We start from the raw sequence: 17,952 nt of genomic DNA, 5'->3' as shown, positions 1-17,952 counted from the left end.
GCGTGACGAAAGCGCGTCAAAACAAGAATCCAGAAGCTTCGGTCCTGATTTAATCAGAACCGAAGCTCTAGAGATCAGTGACGCGATCCAGCTGACGGCCAGCTCCAAGCTTGCTGTCGAGCCATTCGAAAATGAAGTCGTCCACGGCGATGAAATTCTCGACCTCGCCCAGCGGATGAGGGATGCGGTTCGGCACCACGATCGAGCAATCGGCTCCGGCCTGCCGATAGAGCGTTTGAAGTTCGCGAGCCTCGCGTTCGCGCACCATCGAGCGACTGCCGACAACCACCAGAAGCGGGCAAGATAGTCGATGCGACGGCAGCATCGAGCCTGTCGAACTCCCGTCCTGGTCGCTCTGCTTCAGTCCGGTCATCCAGCGAAATGGTGCTCGGCGCATGACCTGCGTCAGAAGGCCACCGTCGCAGACGGCGGCAGCGATTCTGCGATCCCAAAGCGCAAGACGGGATGCATGCGGGGCGGCGGCTCCTTCGCCATAGATTGCGATCCGCTGCCGATCGACATCCGGACGAGCCTCCAGATAGTCCAGGCAGCATTGCAGCATGTGCTCCGGCTTGAAAGAACGACGATGGGACGAATTGCAGGCGTCGATCAGCAGCAGCGACATGTTGCGGCGACGCAAGGCTGCCGGCAGCCGGCGCATCATCGAGCTGCGGGTAATGTCTTCGTCACTGACGCAGATGACCGCGGGTGCGCAGGGCCCCCGACGCCCGCCCTGGACAAAGAAGCCGGCAAGCACCTCCTGACCAAAGCAATCGATCTCGACTCGATCGATCGCAAGACCAGCGTCATCCTCGAAGCTTTTCAGGCCGGTCGCGACCTTGTCTGCTAGGGCGGCGTCCGCGATGTCTTCCCGACAAGACAAGGTTCGCGCGACTTCGATCGCGGTCTGCGAGCACATCCACGCTTCGCGCGCGATTCGACTGGAACCGCCCGCGCGCGCGAATTCGGACAAGGTCCGATAGTCTTCTGCGACCCTAGCCCAGTCCGAAATCCACAGCTGCCTGTGTGCCTCGCTCGCCAGTTCTGCAACGGGCAGGCTCTCGAAGAATTCGGACGCGCGTCTGCGCAAACGTACCAAGTTTCCACCGGCGCCGTCACAAGAACCATGAGGCCAATAACCACCGTCCATCATGATCTCCGAACAGCAGCGTCAGCGGTTGCTAGACTTGCCGGCTTCACTTCCAGCATGGCGCGCTGCGCGCCCGCTCGATTCCGTCGCGACGCGCCTGACCATGTCCGTCGATCTGGCGTCTGCCGATCGCAACGAGCAGGCCTCATTCAAAGATTTAGGCTGGATCAACCCAGTGGTCAGTTCCCCGCGCCGTGCGACCGAGGTTCCCCACTCTGCCATGTTCGCGATCCCCGCGTTTTAACATTTGTGTCATCAATGATCAAAACAGCCCCGTGTGACGATGCGGCATCTCGTATCAGCCTTGAGCGCGGAATTTTTACGGCCTCAATCCGTCGCGCCGCCAATCACGAGATGGCGAAAGATGCGGCTGGTTGCCATTTCGTCAACACGACTATCGACAGAGAGGGACGGGAACCCATTGACGGGTCTCACTTTATATATCGTGAGACGATATGTATTCTAGCGTGCATAGCCGGCTCGGGGACATGCAAAACATCCGTTAAACGGAATTTCGGTAGGACAGAATATGTTGGTGGCGGCTGGCCGGGAATTGTCCTTTGGGGCGCGACCGGCGAGCCCGCTCAGCCCGATTGGGAAACCGCACGCCATCCGGACGATGGAACATCCTCTAACGCCTTGTATGCATTATCCCAGTTGCCATCCCCACGTAGTTCGCCTTACATGCCGGCAACTCGCCCGCGGACGACGGCCGGGGCTCAAAAATCACGCACATTGTCGAGGGGACGGAATATGGCGCGCAACATATTGATTCTCGGGGCTTCTTACGGCTCGCTGCTGGGCACGAAGCTGCTGATGGCCGGGCACAACGTCACCCTGGTCTGCCGCGCCAAAACCGCTGAGCTGATCAACCGCGATGGTACCGAGGTACGCATCAAGCTGCGCGACGAAGCCGTGCACCGGGCGATCTTTTCGCGCGACCTGCCCGGCAAGCTCGACGCGATGACGCCGCAGAATGTCGACCTCTCGCGCTATGACATGGTCGGCCTTGCGATGCAGGAACCGCAATACACCAACCACACGGTCCGCGTTCTCATGGTCAAGATCGCCGCGGCGAAGCTGCCGTGCCTGTCGATCATGAACATGCCGCCGCTACCCTATCTGAAGCGGATTCCGGCGCTCGCGGACATGGATCTCGAGGAGGCCTACACCAATGCGCAGGTGTGGGAGCGCTTCGAGCCGGGCCTGGTTACCCTGTGCTCGCCCGATCCGCAGGCGTTCCGCCCGCCCGAGGAAGCCGCCAACGTGCTTCATGTCGGCCTGCCCACGAATTTCAAGGCATCGGCGTTCGCCGACGAGAAGCACAATAAGGTGCTGCGCGAGCTAGAGGCCGACATCGACGCGGTGACGCTCGACGGCCACGACGTGCCGGTGAAGCTGAAAGTGTTCGACTCCCTGTTCGTGCCGCTGGCGAAATGGTCGATGCTGCTGACCGGCAACTACCGCTGCATCACGCCGCACGAGCCGCAGTCGATCCGCGACGCCGTGCACGGCGACCTCCAGCGCTCGCAGACGATCTACGACCATGTCGATGCGATCGCCCGCAAGCTCGGCGCCGATCCGCAGGACCAGGTGCCGTTCGCGAAATACGCCAAGGCCGCCGAGAGCCTGCTCAAGCCCTCGTCGGCCGCGCGCGCGGTCGCGAGCGGCGCGCCCTTCATCGAGCGCGTCGATCTCCTGGTGAAGCTGATCTCACATCAGCTCGGCGTGCCCAACGCCGAGATCGACCGCACGGTCGACACCGTGGACCAGAAGCTGAACGAGAAGATCGTGCAGGGCGGGTCCGGCGCGCAGTAGCGCGCCGCTTCCGTTCTTGTCGGATATCGTCGACCTTGACGCAGCGCGCTCCGTTGCCCGGATCGCGCTGCGCTCCATCCGGGCCACGTTCGATCGCCCTCGCATCCCGGCCAGTTCCCGGTGAGATGCACGAGCAACGCGCCACGCGGCGCCTCATCATCACCGCACAATCACGCAAACGTGTCGCCTCTCCGCGCGCGAGCACACTCATCGCGCATATCACAGCTGCGTGAGAGAACGCGGGCTGCTCATCGTCCGTTTGGACTGCACGGCGGTGAAATGACGCCGTTTTGCCTGCAAATCCGTCAAGCGCGAGCGAAGCTCCCCGTCGCGGACGCTTGAAGCGATCGGCGAACTGCGTTCGCGATCCTGCATTTGCGCAGGCGCCGCATGCGCGCAGGTCAGCCCCCGCTTATTGTCCCGCAAAAAGGAGAAAGATAGCTTTTCGTCTCAGCCATTATGCAGTGCCGGCGTCCGGGAGCGGACGCAAACCAACAAGATAAATAAAAATGGATCAGGCAATGCTGAGCGTCGCTCGCGCGGTCGAGGCGGGCGCAACGACGCTGAAGGGCGTGATCGACGCCACTGGACTGTCCCGCCTCAAGATCGAACGTGCGTTGAACGCGCTGGAGAAGCAGAAGCTGCTGGTCCGCGACGGCCAGGGTTTTCGCGCGACCGGCCTGCCGAAAACGGCGCGTCCCGCCCGGCAATGCGGGTCCTGCAATGCCTGTTGCGATATCCTCGAGGTGGCCGCGGTCGACAAGCCGGTGAACCAGCTCTGCAAGCATTGGCAGACCGGCACGGGATGCACCATCTACGACCGCCGTCCGCAGATGTGCCGCTCGTTCGTCTGTGCCTGGCTCCAGGGCCATCTCGACGAGGAGTGGTTCCCCGCGAAGGCCGGGCTCATCGTCCATTTCAGCCAGGACGCGGTCAACGTCACCGTCGACGACCATTGTCCCGATCGCTGGCGGGAAGAGCCTTACTTCAGCAAGCTCGCCGAATGGTCGCTGAACGGCATCAGGCGAATCGGCAATCGTGGCTATGCGACCCTGATCGTGTCCGGCCCCGACCGGTTCATGCTGCTCGGGCGTACCGTCGTTCCGGAACCGACGCTGTTCGGCACCGCGTTCCTGCCGCTGACGCAGGACACATTCCGCTATTGGAGGGCAAAATCGCCCGAACATTTGCAGCGGCTGCACGAACGCATCGCCGAGATCGAGCGGATCAAGCAGGAATTCGGCTCCTGCGCGATTCCCGAGAATGAGGACGACGATCCGCAGGCGCCCTATCGGCCCGCACTTCTACGGTTGTCGAATCGCGCCTGAACTCCGCCGTGGGCAACACGGCCTGATTCGCAGCGTAGCGCTCGACGCGCCCGGGCCGGATTGATAAAGCCCCTGTCCGCAGATGATGGGGACTTGAGTCGGGGCATGACGGTTGCGATCGAGATGGGGCAGACCACGGCAGGCGCCGCGGCCGCCATGGACCTCGAGGAATTGCTGGCGACCCGTCTCCTGGTGCAGGGCAATTCGGGCTCCGGCAAATCGCATCTGCTGCGGCGCCTCCTGGAGCAGAGTGCGCCGTGGGTGCAGCAGGCCATCATCGATCCTGAGGGCGATTTCGTCACGCTTGCGGAGCGATTCGGCCATCTCGTGATCGACGGCGAGGATCACACCGAGCGCGGCTTGCAGGTTGCCGGCGAACGCGCACGGCTGCATCGGGTTTCGACCGTTCTCAATCTCGAAGGGCTCGATGCCGAGAACCAGATGCGGCGTGCCGCAGCGTTCCTCGGCGGGCTGTTCGACGTCGACCGCGACCATTGGTACCCGATGCTCGTCGTCGTGGACGAGGCGCAGCTGTTCGCGCCTGCCGTCGCCGGCGAAGTCTCGGACGAGGCGCGAAAGCTGTCGCTGGGCGCCATGACCAATCTGATGTGCCGCGGCCGCAAGCGCGGGCTTGCCGGCATCATCGCGACGCAGCGTCTGGCCAAGCTCGCCAAGAACGTCGCAGCGGAAGCCTCGAACTTCCTGATGGGCCGCACCTTCCTCGACATCGACATGGCGCGGGCCGCCGATCTGCTCGGCATGGAACGGCGGCAGGCCGAATCCTTTCGCGATCTCGAGCGCGGACAGTTCATGGCGCTGGGGCCTGCGCTGTCGCGCCGTCCCTTGCGCCTCAACATCGGCGCGACCGACACCAGCCCGCGCAATTCCACGCCGCGGTTGATGCCGCTGCCCGAAGCGACGCTGGAGGATGCGCGCGCCGTGATTCTGGCGGCGCCGCCGCCCGATGCCAGCCGGCCGCAGCGCCGGCCGGCGCCTGATTTGCTGGAGCAGCTCCGCGCGGCGAAGGCTGCGGCGACGCCAGAGATCCGGCCTGAGGTGGTCGAGGTGTCCGTCAGCGCCGAGGAGCTCGCCGAGCGGCGCGAGCGCGTCGATCGTACGCTTCGTGCCGTGCTGGCCGAGCCCGATGCCGGCTTCCGCGCCATCGGCGTGCTCTACCAGGAGTTCGTGGTCCGCTGCCGCATCGAGGGCCTCGGCTCGGCGGTACCCGACCTCAACGAATTCCGCCGCATGCTGACGCATGCACGCGCCGGGCTCGGCACTGATCTCGCCGAGGACGACACCTGGCAGGAGGTGTCGCTGCGCGCCTCGATCCTGCCCGACGACATGCAGGGCGTGTTCATGATGATCGCGCGCGCCGCAAAGGAAGGCTGGCCCTGCCCCGGCGATGCCGCGATCGCTCGCGCCTACGGCTCGCATTCGCTGCGCCGCGCCCAGCGGTTGCTGGGCTATATGGAGGAGCAGGGCCTGATCGTCGTCCAGCTCGACGGCGGCGGGCGCAGGATCGTGACGCTGGTGGAGCTGGCCTGGGCGACCGCGCCGGGCGATCCCAACGCGGACGAGCTGCCGGCGGAGCAGGCAGCGAGCGCGGCCTCGCTCTGATCCCGGGGATTCAGGCCCGTCGCGGCACCTCGGTCGCATCGATCAGCATGTCAGGCGCGACACCGCGATCGTCAGCAAACATGCGGCGGTGGAGCGCGACCGAGACGAGCCAGGCGATCGCAAACAACGCGATCACGGCAAAACCGAGATTAGCGAGCGATCCGTTGAGACCGTCGACCAGCACCCACACGCCTCCGGACAGACCAAGCCGATCGGCGATCAGCCCGAGCGCCTCGATGCCGCCGATCAGCAGCGCCACCGCGACGGAAGCGCCAGTGATGGTGAGGTTGTACCAGAGTTTTCGCAAGGGATCGACGAAGGCCCAGCGATAGGCGCTGACCATCAGCGTAGAGTCCGCGGTGTCGACCAGCGCCATGCCTGATGCGAACAACGCGGGAAAGACCAGGATATCGGCGAGCGAGGCGCCGTGCGCGGTCTCCGTGGCGGAGATGCCGAGCAGGCCGATCTCGGTCGCGGTGTCGAAGCCGAGGCCGAACAGGACGCCGAGCGGATACATGTGCCACGGCCGCGTCACCAGGCGGAACATCGGGCCAAGCAGCCGCGCGAGAAATCCGCGATTGGCGAGCAGCGCGTCTAGCCCTTCGGCGTCGTGAACGCCCTGCTCGCGCGCGATGCGGAACGCCCGCCATAGGCCGGCGAAGATGACGAGGTTGATGGCCGCGATCACGAGCAGGAACAGCGCCGACACCCAGGTGCCGATCAGGCTGCCGATCTGCTTGAGCAGGCTGTCGGCGCCAAGACTGACGACGCCGAGCGCGAGCAGCATGGCCGCGACCACGACGATGGTGGAATGGCCGAGCGCAAAATAAAGCCCGGCGCTGCGCGGCGTATCGCCCGCCTGCATCAGCTTGCGCACGACATTGTCGATGGCGGCGATGTGGTCGGCATCGACGGCGTGACGCAGCCCGAACACCCAGGCCAGCAGCGCGGTCGCCATCACCGTCGGACGATCGCCGAACGCCGCGAAGGCCCAGACCCATGCGGCGACGTTGGCGGCAATGAGCCCGCCGAACAGCAACGCCATCCCGGGCTCGACCGCCCGCAAGGACCATCTCGTCACGAATTCAATCCGTGCACTGCGCGCGACATTGCGTCAGTGGTGTGATCTTTTCATAGAATGATCACACGGGCCAGCCCCCAACTATCGCCGGACGATCCCGTATGCGAAATTTGCAGGGAGGTTCGTCATGCCCGGGCTTGTCCCGGGCATCCACGTTCTTCGTGCCCGTTGGCTAAGGCGTGGATGGCCGGGTCAAGCCCGGCCATGACGATGTGGAAGCGTCCGTGCTACGCCGCCTCGGAGCCGCCGAGATAGGCATCGCGGACGCGGGGGTCGTCCTTCAGGGCCCGCGCCGGGCCGGACAGCACGATCCTGCCGGTCTGGAGCACATAGGCCTCGTGCGCGATCTCGAGCGCGAGGCTGGCGTTCTGCTCGACCATGAAGACCGAGACGCCCTCCTGGTTGATGGTGCGGATCAGCTCCAGCACGCGGTCGACATAGAGCGGCGACAGGCCCATGGTCGGCTCGTCCATCACGATCATCCTGGGACGGCTCATCAGCGCGCGCGCCATCGCCACCATCTGCTGCTCGCCGCCGGAGAGCGAGCCGGCACGCTGCGACAGCCGCTGCCCGAGTTTTGGGAACAGCGTGAGCATCCTGTCGAGATCCTGCGCCACCGCATCGCGGTCGTTGCGCACGAAGGCGCCCATCAGGATGTTTTCGCGGACGCTCATGTCCGCGAACAATCGCCGCGCTTCCGGCACCGAAGCGATACCACGGCGGACGATCTGCGGCGTGGTCAAACCTAGCAGCGAAGCACCATCGAAAGTCACATCGCCCGCACGCGGCTTCACGAGTCCCAAGATGATCTTCATCGTCGTCGACTTGCCGCTGGCATTGCCGCCGAGCAGGCAGACGATATGGCCGCGCCCAACCGTGATCGAGAGATCGAAATGCACCTGGGCCTGGCCGTAGAACGTATTGACGTTCGATAGCGCCAGCAGCGGTTCGGGTGTGCTCGCCGTCATGCCGCGCTCTCCTGCTCCGGCGTCAGGCCGTGGCCGAGATAGGCTTCGATCACCTTTGGATCGCTCCGCACCTCTTCGCCCGGCCCTTCCGCGATCTTCTTGCCCTCGTCCATGACGATGACGCGGTCGGAGAGGCGCATCACCATCTCCAGCTTGTGCTCGATCAGGAGGATGGTCAGGCCCTCGGCCTTCAGCTCGGCGACAAGGGCCTGCATCTCCGCCGTCTCGGTCGGGTTCATGCCGGCGGTCGGCTCGTCCAGCAGCAACAAGCGCGGCTTGAGCGCGAGCGCACGCGCGATCTCGACACGGCGGCGGTTGGCATAGGACAGGCTGTAGGCCGGCTGGTCGATGCGCGGCAGCAATCGCTCGCCGAAGCGGGCGAGGATGGCCTTCACTTCTTCGCGGAGCCGTTCTTCTTCCGCCTTGACGCTCGAGGGGCGCAACAACGCCAGGCCCAGCTCCAGCAGCGGGCCGATCACCGGCACGGCCGGCTTCACAGCTCGCAGCCGCGTGTGGGCGCCGATCAGGACGTTGTCCATGACACTGAGATTGCCGAAGACGCGGCCGAGCTGGAAGGTACGCGCGATGCCTTCGGCCGCGAGCCGCTCCGGCGACAAGCCCGTGATGTCCTGACCTTCGAAGTGGACCACGCCGGCATCAGGCCGGTCGAGCCCGGTCACGAGATTGAACAGCGTCGTCTTGCCGGCGCCGTTGGGACCGATGATGCTGATCAGCTCGCCCCTGGCGAGATCGAGATCGATGGCATCGACGGCGGTGAGGCCGCCGAAGCGGCGCGTCAGCCCGCGCAGGGACAGCATGGGCTCCGCCATCACATCGTCCCCAGCAGGCCCTGCGGCCTGAACCGCACGAGCAGCAGCAGCACGATGCCGTAGATCAGGATGCGGTACTCCGCCGCGATCCGAAACACTTCCGGCAGGCCAACCAGCGCCACCGCCCCGACGATGGCGCCGACGACATTGCCGAGGCCGCCGAGAATCACGACGGTCAGCGCCAGGATCGATTGCTGCGTGTTGAAGGTCTCGTGGTTGATGTAGGAGTAGAGATGCGCGGCGATGCCGCCGCTGACGCCGGCGGCGAACCCGCCGAAGATGAAGGCCAGCGATTTGTAGCGGTTGAGGCTGAGGCCATAGGCGCGCGCGGCAATGTCGTCGTCACGGATGGCGCGAAAGCTGCGGCCGAGATGCGAAGTGAGCAAGCGGCCCTGCAGCAGTGCGAGTGCGACCATCACGGCAAAGCTGAACCAGTAGATCGATGCCGGGCTGACCAGATCGTAGCCGAACAGCGACAGCGGCGGGATGCCGGAGATGCCGATCGGGCCGCGCGTGACGCTTTCCCAGTTCAGGATCACCAGCGAGACGATCTCGCCGATCGCGAGCGTCGCGATCGATACGTAGTGCCCGCGCAGGCGGAACGACGGCGAGATCAGCGTCGTGCCGAGCGCCGCACTCATCAGCCCGCCGGCGATGATGGCGAGACCGACCGGAACGTTGAGGGTCAACGACAGCAGCGCGGAGGTATAAGCGCCGATCGCGAGCAGCGCGGCGTGCCCGAGCGAAACCTGCCCCATCGTGCCCGCCACCAGCGTCAGGCTGAGCGCGAGCATGCCGAGCAGCCAAGCATTGATCAGGGTCTGGAGCACATAGAAGGACACCGGGAAGAACGGCAGGAGCGCGAAGATCGCGGCTGCGACAGCCAAGGCCCAGCGCGGAATGCGCACCGGGCGGCTCGGCGCGATGAAGGTGCCGGTGAGCGGCTCGGGCGGCGCCTGCCGCGCGCTGGCGAACAATCCGTTCGGACGCAGCACGAGCACAACGACCAGCAGCAGGAACGCGAACAGGTTACGATAGCTGGTGCCGAACACGGCGACGCCGTAGCTCTCGACCAATCCCAGCAGCAGGCTGCCGATCACCGCGCCGGGCACGTTGCCCGCGCCACCGACGACCTCGGCGACGACACCCTTCAGCGTCGCCTGCAGGCTCATCGCGGTGTCGATCTGGTTGTAGTACATGCCGACCAGCATGCCGGAGACGCCGCCGAGCGCGGCGGCAATGCCGAACACCGCCTGATTGACGCGGTTGACGTCGACGCCCATCTGCATCGCGGCGTCGCGGTCCTGCGAGGCCGCGCGCACCGCCCAGCCGAGCTTGCTGTAGCGCAGGAACACGAACAGCAAGAGCGCGCTGGTGATGCCGACGCCGGCGATGAGGAGATCGAGCGGACCGATGGTGCCGCCGCCGACCTGGAAGCGGACATCAGGCAACTGGCTCGGCAGCGCGCGCGGGTTGGGCGAGAAGGTCAGCATCACCAGCTGATCGAGCACGAAGCTGATGCCGATGGTCGCAAGCAGCGGCGCGATGCGCACCGAGTTCTGCAGCGGCCGCAGGCCGAACCGCTCGATGATCAGGCCGACCACTGCTGCGGCCGCCGCCACCACGATGATGGTGAGCGGCAGCGGCGTATGCAGCTGCACCACCGCGACCCAGCCGATATAGGCGCCGACCAGATAGATCGAGCCTTGCGCGAAGTTGATCAGCCGGCTGACGCCGAAGATGAGCGCGAGCCCGACCGCAACGAGAGCGTAGACATTGCCGACGATCAGCCCGTTGATCGTGTAGTCGAGCCAGGAGGACACGCTAGGTTCCTAATGAGGAGAAAGGTCAGGTCGGCTTGCCGTCCCAGAGTGCGAACTGGCCCTTGCGCACGACCAGCTCGGCATTCATGGCGCCCTTGACGCGGCGGGTCGCGACGTCGAACGTCGCGGTGCCGAAGATGACGCTCGGGACGTCCTTGACCTTGGTGAAGCCGTCGCGGATCGCCTTGCGGTCGGCGCCGCCGATCCTCACCACCGCGGCCGCCATGTTCATCGCGTCATAGGAATAGGCATTGAAGGCGTCGGGCTCCAGCCCGTTGTACTTCTTCTTGAAGCCGGCAATGAATTTCTGCACCTCGGGCCGTGGATCTTCCGGGAAGTAGCGCGTGCCGACATGGACGTCCTCGACCGCCTCGCCGCCGAGCTCCAAAAATTTCGGCGAATAGACCGAGCTTGCGGCGCAGATCACCTGCTTCAATCCGACCTGGCGCGCCTGGCGCGCGATCAGCGCTCCGTCCGAGTAATAGGAAATCAGGATCAGTCCGTCCGGATTGGCATCGCGCACACGCACCAGCGTGGAGCGGAAGTCGCGTTCCTCCGCGATGTAGCCTTCGGTGACCGCGATCTCCGCGCCATACTCCTTCGCGGCGTTGACGAAATAGTCACGGCTGGTGCGGCCCCAATCGGTGTTGAGGTGCAGCACCGCGAGCTTCTTCAGGCCGAGCCGCTTCACCGCATAGCGTGCCAGCAGCGGCTGCTCGTCGGCCTGGCTGACCGACGTGCTCCACATGAAGTCGCCGCCCTTGGTGAAGTCAGGGTGCGAATTGGTGAAGCCGAACTGCACGAGGCCGCCGCGCTGATAGATCGGCGAGGCCGCCATCGAGGCGGGACTGGAGAAGTCGCCGAGCTCCATGACGATGCGGGGATCGGAGACGAACTTTTGCGCGATCGCGACCGACTGGCGAGGATCGCTCTGGCTGTCCTCGAATTGATAGGCGAGCTTGCGGCCGTTGATGCCACCGGCCGCCTGGATCTCGTCGAGCGCGAGATCAAAACCCTGCTTCCACTGCGTGCCATATTGCGCATTCGGTCCGGTCAAGGGACCGCTGACGCCGAGCAGGATCGGCTCAGCGTCCGCGAAGGCAGCGCGCGAGAAGGCGGCGCCCGCCATCATGGCGAGCGAGCCTTTGACCAGGGTTCGGCGATTGATGTTGCTCATGCACGGCTCCATCCACTCAATGTTGATACAAGCAGCAATTCTTGTGCCGGTGAGATTGCCTATTTCGAGGGCTCACCGAGCGACAGCATCAGCCGGTTCGCCCAGTTGAAGAACGAGGCGCCGTTGATGACGTCGACGATCTCGGCATCGTCGAGCCCACCCCGGCGCAGCTCCGCGATATTTTCAGGACCGAACGCGATCGGCGTCGCCGCCAGCGCCACCGAGGCCTTGACCACGGCATTCCAGCGCTCGCCGAGATCGGCCTTGACGCCCTCGTCGAGCAGGCGCTGCACATCGTCGCGGCGCTTGGAATAGGTGCTGGCGAAGCGCGCGTGCACCGAGGCGCAATAGATGCAGCCGTTGTAGCGCGAGGTCGCGGCAGCAGCGAGCTCGCGCTCGGCGCGCGGCAGGCCGTCGGCGACGTTGTAGAAGATGTCCTTGTCCGTCTTGGTGCGGGCCTCCAGCACCTCGGGATCGCGCACCAAGAGACGAAAGTATTCCGACTTGGCGCGGGCGCGATCGACCAGGCCATTGAAATGCCGTTCGGTCAGCTCGGCCTCGGGCAGCGGCTCGACCCAGGAGACCCAGCCGAGCTCATCCTGGGTGAAGACGACGGGCGGATAGACGGTGGCGCTCATGATTGCGGCCTTCTCTTATGCGTTCACGGCTGCGAGCGTGCGCAAGCCGCTGACGACGCGCACCTGGAACGACAGGAATGCGACGAGCTGGGAGAACGTGACGATGCCGGTGGTCGACCAGCCGGCGGCGAGCAGCGCCTTCATGTCGGCGGAGGCGGCATCGCGCGGGCGGAACACCAGCAGATGCGCATGTTCGAAGGCCGCAGCGAGCCTTGCGCCAAGAACGGACTTGCCCTCCGCGCTGACGCGGTAGATCAAGCCGGCCGTGTTCTCGATCGACAACGGTCCGGCCGGATACGCGCCGTACGGCCCCGAGGTTTCGCCGCGGCCGATTTCAGCTTCGATTGCTTCGACCAAACGCGCGCCATCGGTGGTCGCAGCTAGCTTCGCGCGGTAGAAGGCGGTCACATTGGGCTCCCGATGCAGGCCGATGACGAAGAGCGCGACTGCCGCGCGTTCCACCAGCGAGAACTCGCCGGCATCGATCGGTTCGAACAGCGAGAGATAGCTCTTTTGAGCATTCTCGCGCGCCTGAAGACGGCGGGCGCGGATGGCGTCCAGGGCCGAGCCCGGCTCGATCCCCGCCAGCGTGTCGATGATATCCGTCGTGCTCATCATTCAGCCTCGTGCAACACGTTGATGCCCATCGGCCGCCGCCGGCCGGACCCAGCCCAGCGCCGGCGCGACTTTCTCGGCGACCAGATCGATCGAGCGCAGAATAGAGGGATGCGGCGCATCGACCGAATGGGCCTGGAAGACCAGATCGGTCACCCGCTCCAGCGTGGCATCGGTGCGGAGCGAGGCGATGACGTCGTCGGCCGCGCCGACATGGGTGTCGAACGCCGTGATCATCTCTTCCAGAGTCTCGCCGGGGGGAAGGTGCCCGCCCTTCATGAACTGCGGCAGCGCGCGCCGCAGCCCGATGTCTGCGAGGCGCATCGCCTCGGCGCGGTCGTCGGCGACGAAGACACTGCGCGAGGCCATGATGCGCGGCTCGCAGCCCGGCGGCAGCGCTTCGAGATAGGCATCGATGATCGGGTTCTGGATCTCGGCGAGCGTGGCCTTCGGCCCGTCCTTGGTCCGCGGCTGGGTCCGCGACAACAGCAGGCCGTCGCCCGCCTTGCCGGCGCGGGCACCGCCGGCGACCGAGAACGTCGCCTGCCAGATCCGGCCGTCCAATTGCGGCCGCTGCGGATAGAGCGTGTCGCCGCCTTCGAGCGGCTTGCCGGTCAGCGCGGCGCGGACGATCTTGAGATTGCGGGCAAAGATCTCGTTGCGCTGGGTGCTGTCGAGGCCGAAGGCGGCAAAGGCCGACGGGTTGCCGCCGGTGCCGACGCCGAGCTCGAAGCGGCCGTTGCAGATGAGATCGAGGACGGCAGCGTCTTCCGCCACCCGCACCGCGCTCTCGAGCGGCAGCGTCACGATGCCGGTGCCGAGGCGGATGCGCGAGGTCAGGGCTGCAACATAGCCCAGGAAGGTGAACGGCGACGGCAGGCCGCCTTCGCGCTCGTGGAAATGATGCTGCGCGATCCACGCGGAATCGAGGCCCGCCTTCTCGGCCCGGACGATCTGCTCGGCGGCGAAGCGGTAGCGCTCGGCGGGCGGCGCCTCGTCGAGGAGGCGCGTGAAGAATCCCAGTCGTTTCAGGTTTGCGAAGCGTTTCATTACGACCCCTGCCGGGCGAGGATGGGCCCCGATGATGTCGGTTGGCGCAGCTCCAGACAAGCGGGCATTGCGCAAGGCTGCCCGCCGGGACGGCCCCGCCCCTGAAGCCTGGCTAGGCAGATTGCCTACCAGCTCGGCAGCACCGCGCCCTTGAACTTGGTCAGGACGAACTCCTTGACCTCGGGCGTGTGGTAGCTGTCCACGAGGGTCTTGACCCAGGGCTTGTCCCTGTCGGCGGCGCGCACTGCGATCAGGTTGACATAGGGGCCCTTCGGGTCCTCGCGCAGGATCGGGTCCTTGACCGGATCGAGGCCCGCCTGGGTTGCATAATTGGTGTTGATCGCGGCGGCGTCGACGTCGTCGAGCGCGCGCGGGGCCTGCGCCGCGTCGACCTCGATGAACTTCAGCTTCTTCGGATTCTCGGTGATGTCGAGCACCGTCGGCTTGAAGCCGGTGCCCTCCTTCAGCTTGATCACGCCCTTGTCGCGCAACAGCAGCAGCACGCGGCCGCCATTGGTCGGGTCGTTCGGGATCGAGACCTTGCCGCCCTCAGGGATATCGGCGAAGGCCTTGTGCTTCTTCGAATAGACGCCGATCGGGAAGTTCACGGTCAGCGCGACGGCCTCGATCTTGTAGCCGCGGTCGGCCTTCTGGTTGTCCAGATAAGGCTGGTTCTGGAACGAATTGGCCTGGATCTCGCCGGCATCGAGCGCGGCGTTCGGCACGACGTAGTCGGAGAATTCGATCAGCTGGATGTCGAGGCCCTGCTTGGCGGCGATCGGCTTCACCGCCTCGAGGATCTGCGCGTGCGGTCCTGGCGTCACGCCGATCTTGATGGTCTCGGCGCTCGCGGCAGTGGACCAGGCGGCGAGCACGGTTGCGAGGATCAGGGGAAGGCGAAACGACATCTTGGTCTCCGGCAGTCAGCGGCAATGATGGGAACCGTATTCGCTTCTCCGCCGTGCGAAATCAATGAAATGAATATCCATATTGGCGGCAGGTCATGGGCTGCGCCTTCTCGATTCACCACCGAACGTGAAACGAATTCGCGGCGGCGATCAGGCCCGCGACGGGCGGCCGGCGCGTCACCGCCAGCCGCAAGCTCTCGACGTCATCCTCGCGCGCTGTCGACCAGCAGATTCCATATGCGCTGCGTTTCGCACCGTTTGCGCACGTCGGGGCTTGTCTCCGGCTCCGAGCGTGAGCGGCCAACGGCCGGCTTGGCCTTGGGCGGCGCGATCCACCGCTCCGAGATCGGATCGTACCATTTTCCGATCGACATTCCGATAAACATGTCGCTCACGAAGATCACCTCGCCGAACAAATTCGCGTACCTCTCGCGCCCACCGCGTCTGACGCAACGGCCGTCTGGAAAACGAGGTTCGTTTGTGAACGTTCCTCCTTGGGGACGAACGGCCCGGCGCTTCAAGCGGGCTTTACCGGATGCTGCGTGCGGGGGTGACGCGCGTGCAGCAGCCGTGCGAGGTCTTCGCGCTCGCCGTCGCGCTGCTTCATCGCGGTCTCGAACAGCGCCTCCTGGATGTCGCGGGGCATGTCGCCCCACACGTCCATCGCCGCGCGCCCGAGCAGCCGCGCAAAATGGTCTTCGCCCTCGCCCATCGGTGCCTCCTGATCCCGCCTAAAAAGATGGAACGGCTGTCGCGCTGCGGCGTTCCACCTCCGTCCCCGTGAATGCAGGCGTTGCCGGCGACCGACCACGCTTGTCGGGCGTGTGCCTCCGCCATTTCGCCGCAGGGTTTTCCGCTCCTGCCGTCCCTTGCCGGCATTGCCGCCTCGTCCATGATGAAACATGATGGGGTGCTGGCGACGAATGTTCCAAGTGGAGGCCATCTGATGGACGAGAACGAAATCCGCAACCTGGTCGCGGAGGTGAAGCAAGGCACCCTGTCGCGACGCTCGTTCATCCGGACAATGGCGACGGTCGGGATTGCGGCGCCTGTTGCAAGCCAGATCCTGCTCTGGAACGACGTGGCGATGGCGGACGCCACGCTGCCCTACAAGCCGACCAAGGCCGGCGGCGGCGGCCTGCTGAAGCTCCTGCTCTGGCAGGCGCCCACCCTGCTCAATCCGCATTTCGCGCTCGGCACCAAGGACCAGATCGCCTCGCGCATCTTCTTCGAGCCGCTCGCCGGCTGGGACAAGGACGGCAATCTCGTCCCCTGCCTTGCCGCAGAGGTCCCGACCAAGGCGAACGGCGGCCTTGCGGCCGACGGCATGAGCGTGATCTGGAAGCTGAAGCAGGGCGTCAGATGGCATGACGGCAAGCCCTTCACCGCCGACGACGTCGTCTTCACCTGGCAATACGCCGCGGATTCCGCGACCGCGGCGTTCACCACGGGCTCCTATCAGAACATCACGGTCGAGAAGATCGACGACCACGCCGTCAAGGTGATCTTCAAGGCGCCGACGCCGTTCTGGGCCGACCCGTTCGTCGGCGGCCAGGTCGGCCAGATTCTGCCGAAGCATCATTTCGCCGATTATATCGGCGCAAAGTCACGCGAGGCTCCCGGCAATCTGAAGCCCGTTGGCACCGGGCCGTACAGGTTCGTCGAGTTCAAGCCGGGCGACTTGATCCGCGCCGAACGCAATCCCGACTATCACATCAAGAACCAACCGCATTTCGACACGCTCGAGATCAAGGGCGGCGGCGACGCGGTCTCCGCGGCGCGCGCCGTGCTGCAGACCGGCGAATACGACTTCGCCTGGAACATGCAGGTGGAGGAGGAGGTCCTCAAGCGCATGGAGGCGGGCGGCAAAGGCAAGCTCGACATCACGCCTTCCGGCAATGTCGAGTTCATCATCCTCAACACGACGGACCCCTGGACCGAGGTCGACGGCGAGCGGTCGAACGTCAAGACCAAGCACCCGACGCTGTCCGATCCCGCCGTTCGCCGCGCGATCAATCTCTTGATCGACCGCGATTCGATCCAGAAGTTCATCTATGGACGCGGCGCCCTCGCAACCGCGAGCTTCGTCAACGCCCCCAAGCAGTTCAAGTCCCCCAAGCTGAAATACGAGTTCGACATCGACAAGGCGAACAAGATCCTCGACGAGGCCGGCTGGGCCAGGGGCGCGGACGGCATCCGCGAGAAGGACGGCAAGAAGCTCAAATACGTGTTCCAGACCTCGACCAATGGCCCGCGGCAGAAGACGCAGGCCATCATCAAGCAGGCCTGCCAGAAGGCCGGCATCGAGATCGAGATCAAGGCGGTCACCGCATCGGTGTTCTTCTCCTCGGATGTCGGCAATCCCGACACCTACTCGAAATTCTACGCCGACATGGAGATGTACAACACGACGCAGCCGCAGCCCGATCCGGAGCGCTTGCTGAACCAATGCGTGTCCTGGGAGATCGCGACCAAGGACAACAAATGGCTCGGCCGCAACAATTCGCGCTATTCCGATCCCGAAGCCGACAAGGCCTACAAGGCCGCGCAGAGCGAGCTCGACCCGGTCAAGCGCGCCGCGCTGCTGATCGAGGTCGACGAGACCTTCTGCGAGGCCCACGTCTTCCTGCCGCTGCTCTCGCGCCACATCGTCAACTCAAGCGTCAACAGCCTGATGACCGATATCTCGGGCTGGGACACCATCACGTGGAATCTGGCAAGCTGGTATCGGGTCTGAGGACGCGCGGAGGCGCGGCGAACGCAAGGCCCGCGGGCTTTGCGACATTCGGCGTGATGTGTGCTTCAGGTCACAGCAGAATCAGGCGCCCTCGCCTAGACTCCCCAAGCATGGCCGCAAACAAGGTAACGGCGGTACGCATGAGGCTGGGGAGGCGATCAACAGCTCAGGACTTCTCGAAGCCGCCAGGGTGCAGAACCCGGCGGCTT

Annotated in this window: 17 protein-coding genes; 5 read left to right on the top strand and 12 right to left on the bottom strand. The window is 65.0% G+C overall.

The window, feature by feature from the left end; translation table 11 throughout:
* Positions 1-67: 67 nt before the first annotated feature.
* On the bottom strand, positions 68-1,150 hold the full coding sequence (locus AAFG16_RS10360; protein ID WP_342739048.1) for an alpha/beta hydrolase: 1,083 nt from the start codon (positions 1,148-1,150) through the stop codon (positions 68-70).
* Position 1,151: 1 nt separating this feature from the next.
* On the opposite strand from AAFG16_RS10360, the gene AAFG16_RS10355 reads away from it, so the two are divergent.
* The 4 genes from AAFG16_RS10355 to AAFG16_RS10340 all read left to right on the top strand — a co-directional run bounded on the left by AAFG16_RS10355 (position 1,152) and on the right by AAFG16_RS10340 (position 5,916).
* Positions 1,152-1,394, top strand: coding sequence for a hypothetical protein (locus AAFG16_RS10355; protein WP_283084442.1), 243 nt, complete (start codon positions 1,152-1,154; stop codon positions 1,392-1,394).
* Positions 1,395-1,903: 509 nt separating this feature from the next.
* Positions 1,904-2,968, top strand: coding sequence for a 2-dehydropantoate 2-reductase N-terminal domain-containing protein (locus AAFG16_RS10350; RefSeq protein ID WP_342739047.1), 1,065 nt, complete (start codon positions 1,904-1,906; stop codon positions 2,966-2,968).
* A gap of 509 nt (positions 2,969-3,477) precedes the next feature.
* On the top strand, positions 3,478-4,296 hold the full coding sequence (locus tag AAFG16_RS10345) for a YkgJ family cysteine cluster protein (RefSeq protein WP_342739046.1): 819 nt from the start codon (positions 3,478-3,480) through the stop codon (positions 4,294-4,296).
* A 105-nt stretch (positions 4,297-4,401) separates the two neighbouring features.
* Complete coding sequence (locus AAFG16_RS10340; RefSeq protein WP_342739045.1) at positions 4,402-5,916, top strand: ATP-binding protein; 1,515 nt, start codon at positions 4,402-4,404, stop codon at positions 5,914-5,916.
* 10 nt (positions 5,917-5,926) lie between these two features.
* Here AAFG16_RS10340 and AAFG16_RS10335 read toward each other — a convergent pair whose 3' ends face one another.
* The 11 genes from AAFG16_RS10335 to AAFG16_RS10285 form a co-directional block, all read right to left on the bottom strand.
* Positions 5,927-6,961: a HoxN/HupN/NixA family nickel/cobalt transporter gene (locus AAFG16_RS10335; RefSeq protein ID WP_342740885.1), complete on the bottom strand. Its 1,035-nt coding sequence runs from the start codon at positions 6,959-6,961 to the stop codon at positions 5,927-5,929.
* A 263-nt stretch (positions 6,962-7,224) separates the two neighbouring features.
* Positions 7,225-7,965, bottom strand: a complete 741-nt coding sequence (locus AAFG16_RS10330; protein ID WP_342739044.1) for an ABC transporter ATP-binding protein — start codon at positions 7,963-7,965, stop codon at positions 7,225-7,227.
* A complete protein-coding gene (locus tag AAFG16_RS10325; RefSeq protein ID WP_342739043.1) occupies positions 7,962-8,795 on the bottom strand; it encodes an ABC transporter ATP-binding protein in 834 nt (277 codons plus the stop codon). Before AAFG16_RS10325 ends, AAFG16_RS10330 begins: the two co-directional genes overlap by 4 nt.
* Positions 8,795-10,618: an ABC transporter permease gene (locus AAFG16_RS10320; protein WP_342739042.1), complete on the bottom strand. Its 1,824-nt coding sequence runs from the start codon at positions 10,616-10,618 to the stop codon at positions 8,795-8,797. Before AAFG16_RS10320 ends, AAFG16_RS10325 begins: the two co-directional genes overlap by 1 nt.
* 25 nt (positions 10,619-10,643) lie before the next feature.
* On the bottom strand, positions 10,644-11,795 hold the full coding sequence (locus AAFG16_RS10315; protein WP_342739041.1) for an ABC transporter substrate-binding protein: 1,152 nt from the start codon (positions 11,793-11,795) through the stop codon (positions 10,644-10,646).
* A gap of 59 nt (positions 11,796-11,854) precedes the next feature.
* Positions 11,855-12,433, bottom strand: coding sequence for an alkylhydroperoxidase domain protein (locus tag AAFG16_RS10310; protein WP_342739040.1), 579 nt, complete (start codon positions 12,431-12,433; stop codon positions 11,855-11,857).
* Positions 12,434-12,448: 15 nt separating this feature from the next.
* Complete coding sequence (locus tag AAFG16_RS10305) at positions 12,449-13,048, bottom strand: CMD domain protein (protein ID WP_283086843.1); 600 nt, start codon at positions 13,046-13,048, stop codon at positions 12,449-12,451.
* A 3-nt stretch (positions 13,049-13,051) separates the two neighbouring features.
* Positions 13,052-14,098: a putative FMN-dependent luciferase-like monooxygenase gene (locus AAFG16_RS10300; protein WP_342739039.1), complete on the bottom strand. Its 1,047-nt coding sequence runs from the start codon at positions 14,096-14,098 to the stop codon at positions 13,052-13,054.
* A 125-nt stretch (positions 14,099-14,223) separates the two neighbouring features.
* Positions 14,224-15,006 (bottom strand): MetQ/NlpA family ABC transporter substrate-binding protein, encoded by a 783-nt coding sequence (locus tag AAFG16_RS10295; protein WP_342739038.1) that lies wholly within the window; start codon positions 15,004-15,006, stop codon positions 14,224-14,226.
* A 203-nt stretch (positions 15,007-15,209) separates the two neighbouring features.
* Positions 15,210-15,392, bottom strand: coding sequence for a hypothetical protein (locus tag AAFG16_RS10290; RefSeq protein WP_342740884.1), 183 nt, complete (start codon positions 15,390-15,392; stop codon positions 15,210-15,212).
* A gap of 131 nt (positions 15,393-15,523) precedes the next feature.
* The gene (locus tag AAFG16_RS10285) at positions 15,524-15,718 is read right to left on the bottom strand and encodes a hypothetical protein (protein ID WP_283084432.1); all 195 of its coding nucleotides are present in this window, start codon (positions 15,716-15,718) and stop codon (positions 15,524-15,526) included.
* Between the two features lie 234 nt (positions 15,719-15,952).
* Here AAFG16_RS10285 and AAFG16_RS10280 point away from each other — a divergent pair, with 234 nt between their 5' ends.
* Entirely contained in the window at positions 15,953-17,743 is a 1,791-nt protein-coding gene (locus AAFG16_RS10280) for a peptide ABC transporter substrate-binding protein (protein ID WP_342739037.1), read from the top strand.
* Positions 17,744-17,952 lie beyond the last annotated feature (209 nt).

The sequence above is a fragment of the Bradyrhizobium sp. B117 genome, from assembly GCF_038969555.1.
Taxonomy (GTDB): domain Bacteria; phylum Pseudomonadota; class Alphaproteobacteria; order Rhizobiales; family Xanthobacteraceae; genus Bradyrhizobium.
Note: the sequence above shows the minus strand (reverse complement) of the source record. Positions and strands in the feature narration are given on the sequence as shown.

What these genes read in the sequence shown, in the direction of transcription:
- AAFG16_RS10360 (WP_342739048.1), bottom strand. Translation starts at nt 1,150, where the DNA reads ATGGACGGTGGTTATTGGCCTCATGGTTCTTGTGACGGCGCCGGTGGA.
- AAFG16_RS10355 (WP_283084442.1), top strand. Translation starts at nt 1,152, where the DNA reads ATGATCTCCGAACAGCAGCGTCAGCGGTTGCTAGACTTGCCGGCTTCA.
- AAFG16_RS10350 (WP_342739047.1), top strand. Translation starts at nt 1,904, where the DNA reads ATGGCGCGCAACATATTGATTCTCGGGGCTTCTTACGGCTCGCTGCTG.
- AAFG16_RS10345 (WP_342739046.1), top strand. Translation starts at nt 3,478, where the DNA reads ATGGATCAGGCAATGCTGAGCGTCGCTCGCGCGGTCGAGGCGGGCGCA.
- AAFG16_RS10340 (WP_342739045.1), top strand. Translation starts at nt 4,402, where the DNA reads ATGACGGTTGCGATCGAGATGGGGCAGACCACGGCAGGCGCCGCGGCC.
- AAFG16_RS10335 (WP_342740885.1), bottom strand. Translation starts at nt 6,961, where the DNA reads ATGGCGTTGCTGTTCGGCGGGCTCATTGCCGCCAACGTCGCCGCATGG.
- AAFG16_RS10330 (WP_342739044.1), bottom strand. Translation starts at nt 7,965, where the DNA reads ATGACGGCGAGCACACCCGAACCGCTGCTGGCGCTATCGAACGTCAAT.
- AAFG16_RS10325 (WP_342739043.1), bottom strand. Translation starts at nt 8,795, where the DNA reads ATGGCGGAGCCCATGCTGTCCCTGCGCGGGCTGACGCGCCGCTTCGGC.
- AAFG16_RS10315 (WP_342739041.1), bottom strand. Translation starts at nt 11,795, where the DNA reads ATGAGCAACATCAATCGCCGAACCCTGGTCAAAGGCTCGCTCGCCATG.
- AAFG16_RS10310 (WP_342739040.1), bottom strand. Translation starts at nt 12,433, where the DNA reads ATGAGCGCCACCGTCTATCCGCCCGTCGTCTTCACCCAGGATGAGCTC.
- AAFG16_RS10305 (WP_283086843.1), bottom strand. Translation starts at nt 13,048, where the DNA reads ATGAGCACGACGGATATCATCGACACGCTGGCGGGGATCGAGCCGGGC.
- AAFG16_RS10300 (WP_342739039.1), bottom strand. Translation starts at nt 14,098, where the DNA reads ATGAAACGCTTCGCAAACCTGAAACGACTGGGATTCTTCACGCGCCTC.
- AAFG16_RS10295 (WP_342739038.1), bottom strand. Translation starts at nt 15,006, where the DNA reads ATGTCGTTTCGCCTTCCCCTGATCCTCGCAACCGTGCTCGCCGCCTGG.
- AAFG16_RS10290 (WP_342740884.1), bottom strand. Translation starts at nt 15,392, where the DNA reads ATGTTTATCGGAATGTCGATCGGAAAATGGTACGATCCGATCTCGGAG.
- AAFG16_RS10285 (WP_283084432.1), bottom strand. Translation starts at nt 15,718, where the DNA reads ATGGGCGAGGGCGAAGACCATTTTGCGCGGCTGCTCGGGCGCGCGGCG.
- AAFG16_RS10280 (WP_342739037.1), top strand. Translation starts at nt 15,953, where the DNA reads ATGGACGAGAACGAAATCCGCAACCTGGTCGCGGAGGTGAAGCAAGGC.